Origin of the sequence: Mycolicibacterium palauense, from assembly GCF_002592005.1 — a bacterium.
Lineage (GTDB): Bacteria > Actinomycetota > Actinomycetes > Mycobacteriales > Mycobacteriaceae > Mycobacterium > Mycobacterium palauense.
Map to the genome: position 1 here is coordinate 1 of NZ_NVQF01000044.1, position 17,470 is coordinate 17,470.

Annotated in this window: 15 protein-coding genes; 5 read left to right on the forward strand and 10 right to left on the reverse strand. The window is 68.5% G+C overall.

The window, feature by feature from the left end:
• A partial coding sequence (locus CSR00_RS17480; RefSeq protein ID WP_141564389.1) for an LpqN/LpqT family lipoprotein occupies positions 1–947 on the reverse strand: 947 nt, incomplete at its 3' end.
• A 288-nt stretch (positions 948–1,235) separates the two neighbouring features.
• On the opposite strand from CSR00_RS17480, the gene leuS reads away from it, so the two are divergent.
• Positions 1,236–4,136 carry a leucine--tRNA ligase gene (gene leuS, locus CSR00_RS17485; protein WP_099023695.1) on the forward strand — a complete coding sequence of 967 codons (2,901 nt, stop codon included), beginning with the start codon at positions 1,236–1,238 and terminating at the stop codon, positions 4,134–4,136.
• A gap of 97 nt (positions 4,137–4,233) precedes the next feature.
• Here leuS and CSR00_RS17490 read toward each other — a convergent pair whose 3' ends face one another.
• Positions 4,234–4,899 (reverse strand): SDR family oxidoreductase, encoded by a 666-nt coding sequence (locus CSR00_RS17490; protein WP_099023696.1) that lies wholly within the window; start codon positions 4,897–4,899, stop codon positions 4,234–4,236.
• 82 nt (positions 4,900–4,981) lie between these two features.
• On the opposite strand from CSR00_RS17490, the gene ggh reads away from it, so the two are divergent.
• Complete coding sequence (ggh, locus tag CSR00_RS17495) at positions 4,982–6,331, forward strand: glucosylglycerate hydrolase (RefSeq protein WP_176562124.1); 1,350 nt, start codon at positions 4,982–4,984, stop codon at positions 6,329–6,331.
• An 11-nt stretch (positions 6,332–6,342) separates the two neighbouring features.
• Here ggh and CSR00_RS17500 read toward each other — a convergent pair whose 3' ends face one another.
• Positions 6,343–6,900, reverse strand: a complete 558-nt coding sequence (locus CSR00_RS17500) for a MarR family winged helix-turn-helix transcriptional regulator (protein ID WP_099023697.1) — start codon at positions 6,898–6,900, stop codon at positions 6,343–6,345.
• A gap of 154 nt (positions 6,901–7,054) precedes the next feature.
• Here CSR00_RS17500 and CSR00_RS17505 point away from each other — a divergent pair, with 154 nt between their 5' ends.
• A complete protein-coding gene (locus CSR00_RS17505; protein ID WP_099023698.1) occupies positions 7,055–7,663 on the forward strand; it encodes a SecDF P1 head subdomain-containing protein in 609 nt (202 codons plus the stop codon).
• A 9-nt stretch (positions 7,664–7,672) separates the two neighbouring features.
• On the opposite strand, the gene CSR00_RS17510 is transcribed toward CSR00_RS17505, so the two are convergent.
• The 3 genes from CSR00_RS17510 to CSR00_RS17520 form a co-directional block, all read right to left on the reverse strand.
• Positions 7,673–8,332 (reverse strand): GntR family transcriptional regulator, encoded by a 660-nt coding sequence (locus CSR00_RS17510; RefSeq protein ID WP_099023699.1) that lies wholly within the window; start codon positions 8,330–8,332, stop codon positions 7,673–7,675.
• A gap of 12 nt (positions 8,333–8,344) precedes the next feature.
• Positions 8,345–9,130, reverse strand: a complete 786-nt coding sequence (locus tag CSR00_RS17515; protein ID WP_099023700.1) for an LLM class F420-dependent oxidoreductase — start codon at positions 9,128–9,130, stop codon at positions 8,345–8,347.
• 64 nt (positions 9,131–9,194) lie between these two features.
• Positions 9,195–11,270: a PhoX family protein gene (locus CSR00_RS17520; protein ID WP_099023701.1), complete on the reverse strand. Its 2,076-nt coding sequence runs from the start codon at positions 11,268–11,270 to the stop codon at positions 9,195–9,197.
• A 636-nt stretch (positions 11,271–11,906) separates the two neighbouring features.
• Between CSR00_RS17520 and CSR00_RS17525 the strand changes: the two genes are divergently transcribed.
• Both CSR00_RS17525 and CSR00_RS30695 read left to right on the forward strand, forming a co-directional pair.
• A complete protein-coding gene (locus CSR00_RS17525; protein WP_099023702.1) occupies positions 11,907–13,031 on the forward strand; it encodes a S1 family peptidase in 1,125 nt (374 codons plus the stop codon).
• A gap of 279 nt (positions 13,032–13,310) precedes the next feature.
• Positions 13,311–13,487: a hypothetical protein gene (locus CSR00_RS30695; protein ID WP_176562125.1), complete on the forward strand. Its 177-nt coding sequence runs from the start codon at positions 13,311–13,313 to the stop codon at positions 13,485–13,487.
• 14 nt (positions 13,488–13,501) lie between these two features.
• Here CSR00_RS30695 and CSR00_RS17530 read toward each other — a convergent pair whose 3' ends face one another.
• The 4 genes from CSR00_RS17530 to CSR00_RS17545 form a co-directional block, all read right to left on the reverse strand.
• Complete coding sequence (locus CSR00_RS17530; protein ID WP_099023703.1) at positions 13,502–14,404, reverse strand: Rv0045c family esterase; 903 nt, start codon at positions 14,402–14,404, stop codon at positions 13,502–13,504.
• A 119-nt stretch (positions 14,405–14,523) separates the two neighbouring features.
• Positions 14,524–15,627 (reverse strand): inositol-3-phosphate synthase, encoded by a 1,104-nt coding sequence (locus CSR00_RS17535; RefSeq protein ID WP_099023704.1) that lies wholly within the window; start codon positions 15,625–15,627, stop codon positions 14,524–14,526.
• A 118-nt stretch (positions 15,628–15,745) separates the two neighbouring features.
• Entirely contained in the window at positions 15,746–16,291 is a 546-nt protein-coding gene (locus CSR00_RS17540; protein WP_099023705.1) for a PadR family transcriptional regulator, read from the reverse strand.
• A 156-nt stretch (positions 16,292–16,447) separates the two neighbouring features.
• A complete protein-coding gene (locus tag CSR00_RS17545; RefSeq protein WP_099023706.1) occupies positions 16,448–17,302 on the reverse strand; it encodes a DUF1707 SHOCT-like domain-containing protein in 855 nt (284 codons plus the stop codon).
• Between the last annotated feature and the right edge of the window lie 168 nt (positions 17,303–17,470).

Genomic DNA, 17,470 nt, shown 5'->3' on the forward strand with positions numbered 1-17,470 from the left:
CCCCGGGCCGAGGCCCCTGCGGGGGCGGAGGCCGCGGAGGCGGCCGGGGCGGCGGGAAGGGCCGGCGTCGCGGACGTCAACGGCGACGCGGGCGAGGCCGGGGCGGCCGGGGAAGCCGGGGAAGCTGTGGCCGGGTCGGTGACCCGGAAACCGTTGACGATGGCGTCGGTCGCGCCGGCCGCCGCGACGGCCTGGTTGACGGCCGTGGTCACCGACAGCGACACCAGGTACCGGTCCGCGCCGGCGGTGGCGATGACGTGGCGGCGCGAGGTGTTCAGCGTCATGTCGTTCTGCCGGTAGGTGCCTTCGATCAGCGAGGACGGGAACCCGCCGAAGGTGGCCAGCGAGGCGTCGGTGGACTGCCAGTTCGTCAGCTGCTGGCTGTCGATGAACCCGTGGGTGATCGCCTCCTCGGGATTGAAATCGCCGACCAGCCGGTACACCACGACCTGCGCGTTCGAGGTGTACAGGCCGTCGCCGCCGACCCGGTCGGCGATCACCGCGAACGCATCGGGGACGTTGGGATCGGGCACCTGGGTCCAGCCGGTCGGGACCGGCAGCGTGATGTGCAGGGCACGGAAGTCGCGCGGGTTCTGCGGCTCCATCTGCACGCCCTTCTCACCGAAGTACTCGCGCAGGGTCCCGGAGCTGGCCGGCACCAGGGTGCTGACCGGCGCCGCGGGCACGACGGGGGCGGTGGCGGCCTGTTGCTCGGCGATCTGCGGGGCGACCGCGACGGTGGTGGCCGCGTCCGCGGTCGCCGGAACCGGGCCGACGGTCTCGGGCACCACGACGGTCTGGGTCACCGTGACCGGGGCCGGAACCGGCGGAGCCGGCGGCAGCGTCGGCTCGGCGGAGGCGGTGGCCCCCGCCAAGCCCACGACCCCGGCGACGCCTGTGGCGACGCCACCGACCAGTACCCGCCAGCTACGGGCAGTTGCGAACATCGACGGCCATCCTTCCGGGATCGCGTGGTATCCGGACCGGGTATCCGGATGTGTGCGGGTGCGCCTGTCACCCAAGCTCAGGGGGTGAATGTATCCACATCGCGGGGCAGTTCTGAAGGCCGCGGGCGCACCTGGAACCGAGCTGGAACCAACCGCTGACCCCCCCGCGACGCAACCGAGACCAAGTTGTTGTCGGCGTCGTTGTCGCGTCCTTGTCGGCGTCGTTGTCGGCCCGGCCGGCGCGGGGGCGCACGCCGCGACGGCCCGGCTGTTTTCCGACCCGCGGACATGCCCTTATACCCTGGTGCGGTGAGCGAAACCCCGACCGCAGGCCCGGCCGGCACCCCGGTGGAGGAAACACCCCGTTACCGCTACAACGCAGAGCTGGCGGGCCGGATCGAACAGAGCTGGCAGACCAACTGGGCCCGGTTGGGCACCTTCAACGTGCCCAACCCGGTGGGTTCGCTGGCACCACCCGACGGGTCCGCGGTGCCGGCGGACAAGATGTTCGTCCAGGACATGTTCCCCTACCCGTCCGGGGAGGGCCTGCACGTCGGCCACCCGCTGGGCTACATCGCCACCGACGTCTATGCCCGCTATTTCCGGATGCATGGCCGCAATGTGCTGCATGCGTTGGGTTTCGACTCGTTCGGGTTGCCCGCCGAGCAGTACGCGGTGCAGACGGGAACCCACCCGCGCACCCGCACCGAGGCCAATATCGTCAACTTCCGGCGCCAGCTCGGCCGGCTGGGTCTGGGTCACGACTCGCGGCGCAGCTTCTCCACCACCGACGTCGACTACTACAAGTGGACTCAGTGGATCTTCCTGCAGATCTACAATTCCTGGTTCGACCCCGCCGCCGGCAAGGCCCGGCCGATCGCCGAGCTGATCGCCGAGTTCGACTCGGGTACAAGAACACTCGATGACGGTCGAGATTGGGCGGAACTGACGGCCCACCAGCGGGCCGAGGTGGTCGACGGACACCGGCTGGTCTACCGGGCCGACTCGATGGTCAACTGGTGCCCGGGCCTGGGCACGGTGCTGGCCAACGAGGAGGTCACCTCCGACGGCCGCAGTGATCGCGGTAACTTCCCCGTGTTCCGGAAACGGCTGCGGCAGTGGATGATGCGGATCACCGCGTACTCCGAGCGGCTGCTGGAGGATCTCGATGTGCTGGATTGGCCGGACAAGGTCAAGACCATGCAACGAAACTGGATCGGCCGATCGACGGGCGCCGCGGTGCTGTTCTCGGCGGGCGCCTCCTCGGCGCCGGTGGACATCGAGGTCTTCACCACCAGGCCCGACACCCTGTTCGGGGCGACCTATCTGGTGCTGGCCCCCGAGCACGAGCTGGTGGACCGGCTCACCGAGCAGGCCTGGCCGCAGGGCACCGACGAACGCTGGACCTACGGCGCGGCCACCCCGGCCGAGGCGGTCGCGGCCTACCGCAAGGCGATCGCGGCGAAGTCCGACCTGGAGCGCCAGGAGAACAAGACCAAGACCGGGGTGTTCCTCGGCGGCTACGCGGTCAACCCGGTCAACGGGAGCCCGGTACCCGTCTTCATCGCCGACTACGTCCTGGTCGGGTACGGCACCGGCGCGATCATGGCCGTACCGGGCCACGACGCCCGGGACTGGGAATTCGCCCAGGAATTCGGCCTGCCGATCGTGGAAGTCATTGCCGGGGGCGATGTCTCGCAAGGGGCCTACACCGGTGACGGCGTGCTGGTGAACTCGGGCGACCTCGACGGCTCCGAGGTCGCGGCGGCCAAGGCGGCGGTCACCGCACGGCTGGCCGAGTCGGGGCGGGGCAGCGCCCGCATCGAGTACAAACTGCGCGACTGGCTGTTCGCCAGGCAGCGGTACTGGGGCGAGCCGTTCCCGGTCGTCTACGACGCCGACGGCGGCGCCCACGGGCTGCCCGAATCGGCGCTGCCTGTCGAACTGCCCGACGTCCCCGACTACTCGCCGGTGCTCTTCGACCCCGACGACGCCGGCAGCGAGCCGTCCCCGCCGCTGGCCAAGGCGACCGAGTGGGTGCACGTCGAGCTCGACCTCGGCGACGGCCTGCGGTCCTACACCCGGGACACGAACGTGATGCCGCAGTGGGCGGGCAGCTCCTGGTACGAGCTGCGTTACTGCGATCCGCACAATCCGGACTCGTTCTGCGCCAAGGAGAACGAGGCCTACTGGATGGGGCCGCGGCCGGAGACGCACGGGGCCAAAGACCCCGGTGGGGTGGATCTGTACGTCGGCGGCGTCGAACACGCCGTGCTGCATCTGCTGTATTCGCGGTTCTGGCACAAGGTCCTCCACGACCTCGGCTACGTCAGCTCCCGCGAGCCGTACCGGCGCCTGGTCAACCAGGGCTACATCCAGGCCTTCGCCTACACCGACGCCCGCGGCACCTACGTGCCGGCCGCCGAGGTGACCGAACGCGACGGCAGGTTCTACTGGCCCGGACCCGACGGCGAGATCGAGGTCAACCAGGAGTTCGGCAAGATCGGTAAGAGCCTGAAGAACTCGGTCTCGCCCGACGAGATCTGCGACGAGTTCGGCGCCGACACCCTGCGCGTCTACGAGATGTCGATGGGCCCGCTGGAGGCCTCGCGGCCCTGGGCGACCAAGGATGTCGTCGGCGCCCACCGGTTCCTGCAGCGGGTGTGGCGCCTGGTCGTCGACGAGGCGAGCGGCGAGGTGAGGGTGACCCCCGACGCCGAGCCCGACGAGGCGACGCTCAAGGCGCTGCACCGCACCATCGCCGGGGTGTCCGAGGACTACGCGCAGCTGCGCAACAACACCGCGGCGGCCAAGCTGATCGAGTACACCAACCACCTGACCAAGGAGGCGGTCACGGCCGCCGCGGCGATCGAACCGCTGGTGCTCATGCTGGCGCCGCTGGCCCCGCATCTGGCCGAGGAACTGTGGCAGCGCCTGGGCCACGAGTCCTCGCTGGCGCACGGCCCGTTCCCGGTGGCCGACCCGGCCTATCTGACCGAGGACACCGTGGAGTATCCGGTCCAGGTCAACGGCAAGGTCCGGGGCCGCATCACGGTGCCGGCCGACGCCGACAAGGCGACGCTGGAGGCGGCCGCACTGGCCGACGAGAAGGTCCTGGCGTTCCTGGACGGCGCGACCCCGAAGAAGGTCATCGTGGTGCCCGGCAAGCTGGTCAATATCGTCGCCTGACGGAGTCGGGCAATGTGACCGGCCTGACGGAGTCGGGCAATGTGACCGGCCTGACGGAGTCGGGCGATGTGACGGGCCTGACGGAGTCGGGCCGGGGTCAGGCGGGGCGGATGACCACCTCGTGGACGTCGGCGTCGCGGGGGGTGGAGACCACCTCGGCCACCATCCCGGCGACCGTCTCCGGTCGCAGGAACTGTCCGGGGTCGTAGTCCCTGCCCTCGTAGGCGATCAGGGTGCGTTGCATGTCGGTGGCGATGCGGCCCGGATGCACCGAGGACACCCGAAGCCGGGGCTCGTCGGCGCGCAGCGAGTCGGCGAATGCGCGCAGCGCGAACTTGCTCGCCGAGTAGGAGGCCAGCCCGGGTGAAGCGTTGCGCCCGGAACCGGAGTTGATGAAGACCACCTGACCGGCGGCCGCGCGCAGGGCCGGCAGCAGCGCCAGGGTCAAAGCCACCGCGCCGATCACATTGACCTGCATGGTTGTTCGCCACTGTTCGACGGTCGACTCGGCGACCCGGCCGGGGATGGCGACCCCGGCGTTGTGCACCAGAACGTCCAGCTCGGCGGGCGGCTCGGCCACCGGGCCCAGCGGGTCGTCGTCGGCGAGGTCCAGGGGCACGACGGTGGCCCCGAGCTGGTCGGCGACCGCCTGCAACTGCGGGGAGGGGCGCCCGCCGAGCAGCAGCGAGTGGGTGGGGGCCAGTGCCTCTGCGATGGCGGTGCCCAGCCCCCGGGATGCGCCGGTGATCAGTGCGGTCGGCATACCGGCCACCCTAGCCGGGCCGCGGGTGTGCCAGCGGTCACCCGGGGTCCTCACCGCGCGAGCACAGGCGACGCGACGCAGAATGGAGGGCGTGGCCCATGATCCCACCTTCACCCCGACGCAGCTCGCGGCCCGCGCCGCCTATCTGCTGCGCGGCAATGACCTGGGGGTTATGACCACGGCGGCACCGCTGCTGTACCCGCACATGTGGAGCTGGGACGCGGCGTTCGTCGCGGTGGGACTGGCGCCGTTGAGCGTCGAACGCGCCGTCGTCGAGCTCGACACCCTGTTGTCGGCGCAGTGGGCCAACGGGATGATTCCCCACATCGTGTTCGCCAACGGCGTCGACGGGTACTTCCCGGGCCCGGCGCGCTGGGCGTGCTCGGCCCTGTCCGCCCACGCACCGCTGAACCGGCACACCTCCGGTATCACCCAACCGCCGGTGCACGCCATCGCGGTGCAGCGCATCCTGGACCACGCGCGCAACCGCGGCCGGTCCACGCGCGCGGTCGCCGAGGCGTTCCTGGACCGCCGGTGGAGCGATCTGGTGCGCTGGCACCGCTGGCTGGCCGAGTGTCGCGATCAGAATTCCCACGGCAGGATCACGCTGTACCACGGCTGGGAGTCGGGAATGGACAACTCCCCGCGCTGGGATACCGCCTACGCCAACGTCGTTCCCGGTGAGGTGCCCGAGTACCAGCGCGAGGACAACCACATCATCACCGACCCGAGCCAGCGGCCCTCCGACGGCGAGTACGACCGGTACCTGTGGCTGCTGGAGGAGATGAAGGCCGCCCGCTACGACGACGACCTGCTGCCCAAGGAGATGAGCTTCGCGGTCGAGGACGTGTTCGTCTCGGCGGTGTTCTCGTTGGCATGCACCGTGCTCGCCGAGATCGGTGAGGACTACAAGCGTCCCCGCGCCGACGTGCGCGATCTCTACGGGTGGGCCGACCGGTTCCGTACCGGCGTGGTGGAGACCGCCGACGAACGCACCGGCGCCGCACGTGATTTCGACGTCCGCACCAACAGGCTGATCACCACCGAGACGGTGGCCCAGTTCGCGCCGCTGCTCTGCGGGGGGCTGGCCCACGACCGCGAGCGCACGCTGCTGAAACTGCTTGAGGGGCCGCGGTTCTGCGGTCACCCGGACCTGAAGTACGCGCTCATCCCGTCCACCTCGCCGGTCTCGCGGGATTTCCGGCCCCGCGAATACTGGCGCGGCCCGGTGTGGCCGGTGATGACGTGGCTGTTCTCCTGGGCCTTCGCCCGCCGGGGCTGGGCGGAGCGGTCCCGGATGCTGCGGCAGGAGGGCCTGCGTCAGGCCAGCGACGGAACCTTCGCCGAGTACTACGAGCCGTTCACCGGGGAGCCGCTGGGCAGCATGCAGCAATCCTGGACCGCCGCAGCGGTGTTGGACTGGTTGGGCTGAGCGCTCGCGGACTAGCCCGAGTGCTGGACGGCGATGGCGCTGTCGTTGGCAGCGCTACCGGCAGGGTTAGTGGCACCGGGGACGGCGTTCTCGCCGGACTCCCCGCAGGCCTGCTCCCCGCAGGCGAGCCGCTCCAGCGGGGCCAGGGCGTCCTGCAGGGTGATCAGGTCACCGGGCGTGAGCTGCTGCAGCATCGCGGCCAGCCGCGCCCGCCGGTTGGCCAGCGCCTCGGCGTGCGACGCATGGCCCTTGGGGGTGATGTCGACGAGTACGGCGCGCAGGTCGGAGGGGTCGCGGGAGCGTTTGACCAGGCCCAGCTTCTCCAGCCGGCGGATCGCCACGGTGGTGGTGGGGGTACGGACCCGTTCGTGGGTGGCCAGGTCGGTCATCCGCATCGGACCCTGCTCCAGGAGGGTGACCAGAATGGACAGTTGCGCCAGGGTCAGGTCCCCGGCCGCCGGGTTGTCGGCATCGCTTCGGCGCAGCACCGAGAACAGTTTGGACAGTGTCCGGTGCAGCCCCTCTGCAAGCGCGGTCACCTCAGCGGGGGTGGCGTCGCTTTCTGCCATAGTTCGACAGTCTAACGTGTCAGTGCCGGTCATTCTCGGTGCTCGCGGGTATTTCTGACATGCTTGTGAATTCCGGGCCAACCGGCGGCGGCGGGGTCAAACCGGGGATCCGAACCGCCCGACACTTCCCACGGTGAGGTCGATAATCCAACTGATGCGCAATCCTCTCAGCGGCCGGGGACCCAAGGCCACGATGCTGGCCATCCTGGCGACGATCGGAATCCTGGCCATCGTGATCGGGGCATTGGCCGGGGTGCTGGTGCCGCTGCTGTACCAGAAGATGGCGCCGGCACCGGTGCAGGCCGGCCCCAGCACCACGGCGGTGGCCCCGGTGATCGGCCGCCCGATCGCGGTCCGCCCGGTGATCGAGGTGCGTGGCACCGCGCCGGAGGCCTGCATGACCGTCGGGCCGGTGGCCCCCGCCGAACCGCTGTCGGCGTGCAACATCGAGAAGACGGCGATGTTCTCGCTGGGGCCGGTGGCCTTGGAGCTGAACGTCACTGCCGCCGAGGTCTACCCGGCGCCGGCCGAGAACGGCACCCTGGCGGTGCGGGTGGATCTGACGCCAGAGTCCAGCGAGGCCTTCGGTGACTACACCGCCACCCAGGTGGGAAAGCAGGTCGCGCTGTTGCACGACGCGGTGGTGCTCTCGGCGCCGTCGATCTCCCGGGAGATCCGTGGGGGATCGTTGCTGCTCTCCGGTGAATTCACCCCCGAGCAGGCCGACGACCTGGCCCGGATGCTGCGCGACGACGGGCGCTGAGCGCGGGAGTCAGCGCGGCGCCTCGATGATCCCGCGGCGGGCCAGCTCGGTGAGCATGATCTCGGCCATCAGCTGGGCCCGGCCGGTGTTGGCGGCCCGGGCCGCCTCCGGGTCGCCCCCGGCGATGGCGGTCACCTCGGCCTCCAGGAACGGCAGCAGTTGTTCGCGGCTGGCCTGGTAGACCGCCCAGAAGGGGCGGGGGAGGAAACTCTGCGAGGCGCGGATCAGTGCGAGCAGGCGTGGGCCGGCATAGGTTTCGCACAGTGTGCGCCGGAATTCGAACGCGGCGTCCTGGAATGCTCCGGGTTCGGAGGCCCGGCGCATCGTCTGCAACCGTCGTTCCAGTTCGGCCAGCAGCGCCGGATTCCGGTCGGCGGCCGCGCGCGCCGAGGCCAGCCCGGTCAGCAGCCCGTGCAGCTCGTGGTACTCGCGCACCACGGACTCGTCGAACCGTTCCACGAAGGCACCGCGGTGGTAGCGGGTGGTCAGGATGCCGTCGTGTTCGAGCTGGACGACGGCCTCCTGCACGGGCACGCGGCTGACGCCGAGGTCTTGGGCGAGTTCGTTGCGGTCGATGCGGTCCCCGGTGCGCAGCTTTCCGGTCAGGATGAGGTTGACCACGTGCGCGACGACCTGGTCCTTCTCCTTGGCCCCGTACTTCTTGGGCATGAGAGACCGAGGCTAGCGGCGGTCACGCCAGGCGCACAGCGTCTGAGCGGCGTCGAGGTCGTAGTCGGGGCCGTCGCATCCGACGGTGAGCAGCGTGACGCCCAGCGCGGACAACGCCTCGGCCTCGGCGATCAGCCCGTCGGCGTCGCGGGCGTCCACCCCCGAGGACCGCTCGACGGTGTCCGGGTCGCGGCCGACGGTCTCGCAGTGGCGGGCCAGGACCTCGGCCTTGCCGGGATAGGTGGCTCCGGTGGTGAAACCGTGCCAGATGTCGGCGTGCTGGGCGACCAGACGCAGGGTCTTCTTCTCGCCCTGCCCACCGATGAGCAGCGGAATATGGCGCGTGGGCAGCGGATTGAGTGCGGCCAGCCGGGACTCGATGCGCGGCAGCGCCTCGGCCAGGTCGGCCAGCCGACTGCCGGCCGTGCCGAACTCGTAGCCGTACTCGTCGTAGTCCTTCTGCTTCCAGCCCGACCCGATGCCGAGGATCAGCCGGCCGCCGGAGATGTGGTCGACGGTGCGGGCCATATCGGCCAGCAGCTCGGGGTTGCGGTAGGAGTTGCAGGTGACCAGGGCGCCGATCTGCACGCGCGAGGTCTGCTCGGCCCAGGCGCCCAGCATGGTCCAGCATTCGAAGTGGGCACCGTCGGGATCACCGTAGAGCGGGAAGAAGTGGTCCCAGTTGAAGATCACGTCGACACCCATGTCCTCGCAACGCCGCACGGCGTCGCGGATGTCGTTGTAGTCCGGCGCGTGCTGGGGCTGCAGCTGCACGCCGATGCGGATCGGGAAGGTCATTCATCCGAGAGTAGCCCTCGGGTGCGCCGATCCGACCGGCGGCGCCGACACCCACAGCGACTCGTCACATGCCGATCTGACCGCCGTCGCGCCACACCGCGACCACCGACGGGCGCGCGGTGCCGTTGCCGCCTTCGGGCCACCGCGACAGCGGGTCGTCGATGCTGTTGTCGTCGTGTTCACCGGGGTGCTGGACGCAGACGGTGACCAGGTCGTCGGTGATGATCGGGCCGCAGGTCTCGGCGCCGATCGGCACGGTGAGGAACTGTTTGGTCTCACCGCGGTTGGGGCCGTCGAGCGCCACCGCGAACAGGCCGTCGTTGGCGTCCAGGGCGTTGCCGTCGGTGGAGATCCACAGGTTGCCGTGGCTGTCGAAGGCGACGTTGTCGGGGCAGGAGATCGGGCTGACCTGGGTCTTGTCGAACCCGCCGTAGTAGGTGTCGGCGGCGGCCGGGTCGCCGCAGACCAGTAGCAGATCCCAGGTGAAGTCGGTGCCCGCGTGGTTGTCGGTGATCTCCAGTACCTGCCCGCTCTTGTTGTCGTTGCGGGGGTTGGGTGCGTCCGGGCCGGGCTTGCCGCTGGCGCCGCGCTTGTCGTTGTTGGTCAGGGCGACGTAGAGCTTGCCGGTCGTGGGGTTGGCCTCGAAGTCCTCGGGCCGGTCCATCTTGGTGGCGCCGGCCTTGTCGGCGGCGAATCGGGTGAACACGGCGGCTTCCTCGGGGGAGATTCCGTCGATCAGCGACTCCGCGCCGTCGGGGCCCGAGCGCAGCAGCGGGATCCACGTCCCGGTTCCGCTGAATGCCCCGCTGGCGGGCAGCGTGCCGGAGCCGTCGATCTGGTCGGCGGGGATGTCGCTGCTCAGCTTGGCGACATACAGCGTGCCCTCGTCGAGGATGGTCATGTTGTGGGCCATCGCCGCGGGGTCCCGGCCGGGCTGCACCTTCTTCGACGAGACGAACTTGTACATGTAGTCGAACCGCTCGTCGTCGCCGGAGTAGGCCACCACGGTCCCGTCGTCGGTGACATAGATGTTGGCGGCCTCGTGTTTGAACCGGCCCAGGGCGCTGTGCTTGACGGGGGTGGAGGCCGGGTCCCACGGGTTGAGCTCCACCACGTAGCCGAACCGGTTGGTCTCGTTGGGTGTGGCGGTGAGGTCGAACCGGGGATCGAAGTTCTCCCAACGTCGTTCGCTGGGCTCGAACTCGATGCCGTAGCGGTCGAACCGGTCGGCCTCCACCGGGTTGGCGGCCTGGGAACCCTCGGCGGCGCCGAAGTAGTTGTTGAAGTTCTCCTCGCCGGAAAGCACCGTGCCCCAGGGGGTGACACCGCCGGAGCAGTTGTTGACGGTGCCTGCCACGGTGCGCCCGGTGGGGTCGGCCGCGGTCTTGACGAAGTCGGTGCCGGCGGCGGGCCCGGTGAGGGTGAACGGCGTGTCGGCGGTGACGCGCCGGTTGTAGCGGCCCATCACGGGCCGGAGTCCGTCGGGGGTGCGTTCGACCTCGACGACGGTCAGCCCGTGGGCGGCGACGCTGGTGTCGAACTGGTCGCGGGTCGGCTTGTCGGCGTCGTAGCGCGGGTACATGAACTGCTCGGTGGTGTACTCGTGGTTGACCACCAGCAGGTAGTGGTTGGGGGAGCCCTCGATGGGCAGCAGCCCGGCGAAGTCGTTGTTGAAGCCGAACTGCTGGCGCTGGGCCGCGGCCGACTGCGCGTTGACGTCGAAAGCGGGTGCGCCGGGCAGCACCGGGTCGCCCCAGCTGATGACGACCGCCTGGTTGTAGCCGTCGGGGATGATCACGGCATCCTCGCTGTTGGGCGCCACCGAGGCGAAGTTCATCCCCGGGCTCGGGGCGTTCGGTGCCTCGCTCGACGTGCCGGCGGCGCCGTTCTGTGGGGCCGGATCCGACGAGCAGGCGGCCAGCGCGGAACCGGCGCCGACCGCCAGCACCGTCACCCCGGCGGCCTGCAGCACCGAGCGCCGCGACACCGACTGACGCACCACATCGCCGAAGTACTCGTTGTCGCTGGTGTTGGGCGCGGGCCGGGAGCACGCGTCGCCGCACTTGTACCGGCACGTGACGTGCTGGCGGGAGGACTTTCCGTTGTGGCTGACGAACAGGTTCAACGGCTGAAGCGCCATGGCTGGGAATCCTTCCGACGGGGCATCCGGCCGGGCTGGGGCCGGGATCGCGCCGGAAGTTACGGCAGCTTCGCGAGCGTGAGGCGAGGAGCGAGTGAACGGCGATTGAAGCCTGCCCGGCGCGTGGGAGACGGGGGCGTTACGGGTCGGGACCACCTGCCCTTGGAGGTTTGCCGGGGTGGGGCGCTATGCGGCTACAGTCCCTACACTTTGACGTTTCCGGTTTGGACTCGTTTGGATACATCTGGACATTAACTAGATCTGCAACTGCCCAGCTTTGTCGCTGGTGAGATGGGTCATCTTCCGTGGAGCGATGGGGGCAATGCGATACTTGTGGAACCATTCCGCCGTTATTATGATTGCTGGGCAGTGCTGGCTGCGTTCCTTACCGCGAGGCAGTTCGACGTTTGCAGGCGCACCGACGCCAACCCGGACATCGCGCCCATGGAGCGCCACCACAAGGCAGTGTTCGTAATGTCGTCTATGTAGGCCAGCCAGCGTTGGCTGAATTGACCGATTGGATGGGAATCTGAGCCACGATCTCCATTGGCGCGGGTTGAGTTGCACTCAACGTGCGAAAAGAGTCGGCGGCGCGCCAACCCGTTGACTCTCGAACAAGTATTCTAGCCTTGGAGCATGAGTGGCGGCCCGTTCGATGTTGGCTATATGGCTCTGATCGCCCGTGCCGCCTGGGCTGTATTCCATCCACAACGGGACAAGTCTGTGGAGGAGGCTTTAGAGCTGCCGAATCCGGGTGAAATGCGTAATGGGTTATCGCGAGGCTGCACCGTATACCACTTGTGCCGTTATCTACAATCTTTCACTGGAGTCGATCACCTTCAGTACGCCTTTCAAATTTCACGGTTCTGCGCGGAATTGGAGAGAAGCGGATTTCTGATCAGGCACCCGTATTTCGGTGAGCCGCAACAGATGGACGTGATTAACAGGTACTATTTGTCAGGCGGAGAAATCACCAATGTACAGGGGCGTGGCGATCTCTGGCTGTCGGGCTTACTGGGTGCTGGCCTCGTTATACCCACCTATGGGTCGGTGACTATCGCAATTACGGGCACTCGCCGCAAAGATGGTAGGCACGGTATTGGCTCAGGGTTAATCATCGGCCAGAACCACATCCTGACCGCCAAACACAACGTTGACGGAATGGTGCTCGATACCGTGCTCGTAACTCCCACAATGGCGCCGCCGAGATCGAGCAGTCCGAAGCCGCATAGTAAAGCGCCTCCTCGCCCAGCATCGCAAGTAAGAATTACCAATACGCGCAGGAGCAAGCATATTGACCTCGCTGTTCTCGAAGTAGAGCCCGCGCCTGGACACGCACCGATGAAGCCCGTCCCCGATATAGGGTTTCGCGATCCACAATGGGGTGACACGACCTACGTTTTCGGATACCCGCCCGGGCAACTCCCCGATGGTGATGACGGTCCGAATCTCATCGTTCAGCGGGGCGAGGTCGTCAACCCGGAGGTGCGGGGATATGACCGGCGTCCGCTATTTCTCTATTCGGCGATAGCGAGGCCAGGCGCCAGTGGTGGGCCAATCGTGGCGCAGGACGGACGCGTCATCGGAATGGTGATCGAGGAAGGTCTATCGGCGAAGAACACGCTTGGCGAGGAACCGTCGGACGCGGGGGTGATGGGACCGGGCGAGTTCGGTGGCTTCTACATTGGTATCCCCGCAGGAGAAATTCTCGCGGCTCTCGATGGCCTCGGTCTCGGTGATCTCGCTGCGTACGACCCGTGAAGTCACCGCGCAGGCAGCAGCACGTTGGCTGCGGCCAGTCCGCTGGGCATCCGTGGACGCCCGAAGAGGTTCTCTTGATGCCCCCTGCTCCTTCGCGCGCCGCGGAGCGTTCGAAGCCACTACTGATCTCCACGGGCCGAAGAGCCGGTTTTCCAGCGCCAACTTGGCCACGTCACTGTCGCGAAGACTTTGGGCCGAGATGGGCACCTCTACGAAGTCGACCTGACCGCTGCCTACGTCCTGAGCAAGGCCTGGTAACGACTGTGGGTATCCAAGATCATGAGCGCCGTCACCGACCGGGGACCCGGCGTGCGGGTGTTGAGCCCCGTGGAACTGGGCATCCTGACCGACCTCGGCTACCGGGTGATGCCCCATTCACCCACCGACGCGGTCGCGTTGGTGGGGGTCCTCGTGTTCGGCCGGCGGCGACGGGCGGGGGCGCCCGGCGCGGCCTAGGAGCGGTGGCGTCCTCAGCCGTCGAGCACGCCGCGCAGGATCGCCACGAGTGCGTCGGGCTGGTCGCTCTGCACCGAGTGACCGGAGTCCGCGACGACGTGCACGCGCTGGAAACCGGGTGCGGTCCGGGCGAATTCGCCGGCGTCCTCGTCGTTGACGAAGAACGAGTTGGCGCCGCGTACCAGCGTGGTGGGCATCGTGATCGAGGGAACGTCGTCCCACAGTCCCTCGAACCCGTCGGCCTTGCGGAACGAGTCGTAACGCCAGGTCCAGGTGCCGTCGTCGAGACGTCGGGAATTGTGGAAGACGCCGCGGCGCAACGATTTCCGGTCACGGTGCGGGGACGCGGCCACGGCGGCGTCGAGGATGGCCGCAAAACTGGGGAAGCTGCGTTCGCCCCGCACCAGCGCCACCGCGCCCTGCTGAGCCTTGGTCATCTGCTCGTGCCGCTCGGGTGCCGAGGGTGTGACGTCGACCAGGACCAGGCGCGGCACCAGCTCGGGGGCGGTGGCCGCGATCCGCAACGCCGTCAGCCCACCCAGCGACATGCCCACCACCAGTTCGGCATCGGGTGCCAGCTCCCGCAGGACCGGCACCAGCGTCTGCGCGTTGAGCCGGGGCCCGTAGTCGCCGTCCTCCCGCCAGGCCGAGCGGCCGTGGCCGGGCAGATCCACCGCCAGGGCGGGCACGCCGAGCCCGAGGACGACGGTGTCCCAGGTGTGGGCGTTCTGGCCGCCGCCGTGCAGGAAGACCACGCGCGGTGGCCCGGCACCGAACCGCAGCGCGCTGATCGGCCCGCGCTCGAGGCGTTGCACGGGTGGAACCCGCTCGACGCCGGCCTGTTCGGCGTTCTCGGGCAGCAGGGCGAACTCGTCGAGTCCGACCAGTTGGTCGTCGGAGAAGTCCGGTGCGCTCACAGTGCGGACCCTACTCGCCGCCCGGCGCGGGGAGCCCACCGACGAGACTGCGGCCACCGTGACGGGATGCACGGTGGCCGCAGTCTGTGCGCAGACTTCCGCAGTCAGCTCCGGTGAGGTCAGCCCTCGATGAAGGTCTCCAGCTGGGCGCGGGCGACATCGTCGGGCAGCTGCTTGGGCGGGCTCTTCATCAGGTAGGCCGAGGCCGGGATGATCGGGCCGCCGAGGCCGCGGTCCTTGGCGATCTTGGCCGCGCGCACCGCGTCGATGATGACACCGGCCGAGTTCGGCGAGTCCCAGACCTCCAGCTTGTACTCCAGGTTCAGCGGCACATCGCCGAAGGCGCGGCCCTCCAGGCGGACATAGGCCCACTTGCGGTCGTCGAGCCAGCCGACGTGATCGGACGGGCCGATGTGCACGTCCTTGGTCTTGAACTCGCGCTGCAGGTTCGAGGTGACGGCCTGGGTCTTGGAGATCTTCTTGCTCTCCAGGCGCTCACGCTCGAGCATGTTCAGGAAGTCCATGTTGCCGCCGACGTTGAGCTGCATGGTGCGGTCCAGCTGCACGCCGCGATCCTCGAAGAGCTTGGCCATCACGCGGTGGGTGATGGTCGCCCCGATCTGGCTCTTGATGTCGTCACCGACGATCGGCACGCCGGCGTCGGTGAACTTCTTGGCCCACTCGGGGTCGGAGGCGATGAACACCGGCAGCGCGTTGACGAAGGCCACGCCGGCGTCGATGGCGCACTGGGCGTAGAACTTGTCGGCCTCCTCGGAGCCCACGGGGAGGTAGGAGACCAGCACGTCGACGCCGGCGTCCTTGAGCACCTTGACCACGTCGACCGGCTCGGCGTCGGAGACCTCGATGGTGTCGGCGTAGTACTTGCCGATGCCGTCCAGGGTCGGGCCGCGCTGCACGGTGACGTTGGTGGGCGGCACGTCGGCGATCTTGATGGTGTTGTTCTCCGAGGCGAAGATGGCCTCGGACAGGTCGAAGCCGACCTTCTTGGCGTCGACGTCGAACGCGGCGACGAACTTAACGTCGCGGACGTGGTACGGGCCGAGCTTGACGTGCATCAGGCCCGGCACCGTGGCGTTCTCGTCGGCGTCGTGGTAGTACTGCACACCCTGCACCAGCGAGGACGCACAGTTACCGACGCCGACAATGGCGACCCGCACATCCCCGGATGCCATATTGGCCGCAGTCGCGTGGTTCTCACTCATGGGGGGCTCTCCTTTTACTTCCCTCTTGTTGCCTCTACTTGGCTGCCTGCTGTTGTTCTGCCTGCTGTTGTGCTACTTGCTGTGCTGCGGCGTGACTCTCGCGGATCGAGCAGGCGGGCTAACTCTGCTCGGGGTGACCCTGGGCCACCCGTTCGGCCGCGATCAGCTCGTTGAGCCACTTGACTTCTCGTTCGCTGGACTCCAAACCGAGCTGATGCAGCTGCTTGGTGTAGCGGTCGAACGAACTGCTGGCCCGTGCGATCGCCTCGCGCAGGCCTTCCCGGCGTTCCTCCACCTGGCGGCGGCGGCCCTCCAGAATCCGCATCCTCGCCTCGGCGGGTGTGCGGTTGAAGAAGGCCAGGTGTACACCGAACCCGTCGTCGGTGTAGTTCTGCGGCCCGGTGTCGGCGACCAGCTCGGCGAAGCGCTGGCGGCCGGCATCGGTGAGCTGGTAGACGCGACGGGCGCGTCGCAGCTTCGGGGTTCCCGCCGGGGCCGCGTCCTCGACGATGAGGCCGTCGGCCTGCATCCGGCGCAGGGCCGGGTACAGCGAGCCGTAGGAGAACGCGCGAAACGCTCCCAGCAGGCCCGTCAGGCGCTTCCGCAGTTCGTAGCCGTGCATCGGTGATTCGAGCAGGAGGCCCAGAATCGCGAGCTCCAGCATGAAAACACCTCCTCATTGCACAGCCGTTACGGCGGTCCGACACCTCGCACGATAGTATCGCGCCGATATATTTACCGCTACTTCACCCCGTGGCCATCCGCCCGTTGCCCCCGCCGGAGCCGGCCGGATGACCGGGCACACCGCAGGTCAGCGGCGTCAGGATGGGTAGTTGATGCGTTTCGTCGTGCCGTCGGGGGCGAGCTCGATGGAGCCCCCGCCGTAGTCGCTGGAGACGTACACCGAGATGTCCAGCGTGCCGGGGGCGGTCGGGTCGCCGCTCGGGTCGAAGATCAGATAGGTGCTGGTGACGTCGCCGGGCTTGATGCCCAGGGTCTCCGGCGCCCCGCGCAGCACCCCGACGACGGCCTTGGCGTCGAAGGCGCTCAGGTCCACCGGTACGGCGTTCTCGCTGCGCGGCGCGCTCGTCGGGTCGCCCCACCCGCCGCGGTAGGTGTAGCTGAGCTCGCGGCGGTCCTCGGCGGGGTCGGGACGGTCCAGCGACGCGTACTCGGGGTAGACCACCAACCGGTAGCCCAGGGTGTCGCCGAACTTCTGGCGCATCTGTTCCAGCAGACCCGTCAGCCCGCCCAGCGAGTGCAGCTGTCGCGGCGGGGTCAGCACCACCGGGGCGATCCCGTCCGGCTTGGCGCCGGGGTCGGAGGTGAAGTTCAGCGGCGACGGTGTGTTGCCGTACAGGCCCCAGCCGATCGCGATGCCCAGCACCACCAGCACGCCGGCGATCGCCGCCCGGATGCCCCACCCGCCGCCGGCCGCCCGCAACGGCGACGGTGACTTCAGGGTGGGCAGCTTGACCGGGGCGTTGGTGGTCTGCAGATCGGCGACGAGCGTCTGCAGTTCCCCGAGCGTGGCCGCACGGGTCGCGGCCGCCACCCGTTGCCGGTGTTCCTCCATGGACAGCTGGCCGTCGGCGAGCGCGCTGTCGAGCACCGTGCAGGTGTCATTGCGGTCGCTGTCCTTCGCCCGGGTAGCCGCCGTCTGCCGCGTCGCCACGCGATGATCGTAAGAGAGCACCCGCCGCCACGGGACGACAGTCTCGGTACGGACTCGGTTCCGGGAGTAGTGCGGACTCCGGCGCCGCTTCGGCGCTCGATCCAGGGGTCGATCCCCAGCCGATTCAGGAGTCGATTCGGCTGGCAGAACCGTTCGCCGGAACGCGGC

Excerpts from the sequence above, each read along its gene's own strand:
- leuS (WP_099023695.1), top strand. The coding sequence starts at position 1,236 with ATGCCCTTATACCCTGGTGCGGTGAGCGAAACCCCGACCGCAGGCCCG.
- CSR00_RS17490 (WP_099023696.1), bottom strand. The coding sequence starts at position 4,899 with ATGCCGACCGCACTGATCACCGGCGCATCCCGGGGGCTGGGCACCGCC.
- ggh (WP_176562124.1), top strand. The coding sequence starts at position 4,982 with ATGGAGGGCGTGGCCCATGATCCCACCTTCACCCCGACGCAGCTCGCG.
- CSR00_RS17500 (WP_099023697.1), bottom strand. The coding sequence starts at position 6,900 with ATGGCAGAAAGCGACGCCACCCCCGCTGAGGTGACCGCGCTTGCAGAG.
- CSR00_RS17505 (WP_099023698.1), top strand. The coding sequence starts at position 7,055 with ATGCGCAATCCTCTCAGCGGCCGGGGACCCAAGGCCACGATGCTGGCC.
- CSR00_RS17510 (WP_099023699.1), bottom strand. The coding sequence starts at position 8,332 with ATGCCCAAGAAGTACGGGGCCAAGGAGAAGGACCAGGTCGTCGCGCAC.
- CSR00_RS17515 (WP_099023700.1), bottom strand. The coding sequence starts at position 9,130 with ATGACCTTCCCGATCCGCATCGGCGTGCAGCTGCAGCCCCAGCACGCG.
- CSR00_RS17520 (WP_099023701.1), bottom strand. The coding sequence starts at position 11,270 with ATGGCGCTTCAGCCGTTGAACCTGTTCGTCAGCCACAACGGAAAGTCC.
- CSR00_RS17525 (WP_099023702.1), top strand. The coding sequence starts at position 11,907 with ATGAGTGGCGGCCCGTTCGATGTTGGCTATATGGCTCTGATCGCCCGT.
- CSR00_RS30695 (WP_176562125.1), top strand. The coding sequence starts at position 13,311 with ATGAGCGCCGTCACCGACCGGGGACCCGGCGTGCGGGTGTTGAGCCCC.
- CSR00_RS17535 (WP_099023704.1), bottom strand. The coding sequence starts at position 15,627 with ATGAGTGAGAACCACGCGACTGCGGCCAATATGGCATCCGGGGATGTG.
- CSR00_RS17540 (WP_099023705.1), bottom strand. The coding sequence starts at position 16,291 with ATGCTGGAGCTCGCGATTCTGGGCCTCCTGCTCGAATCACCGATGCAC.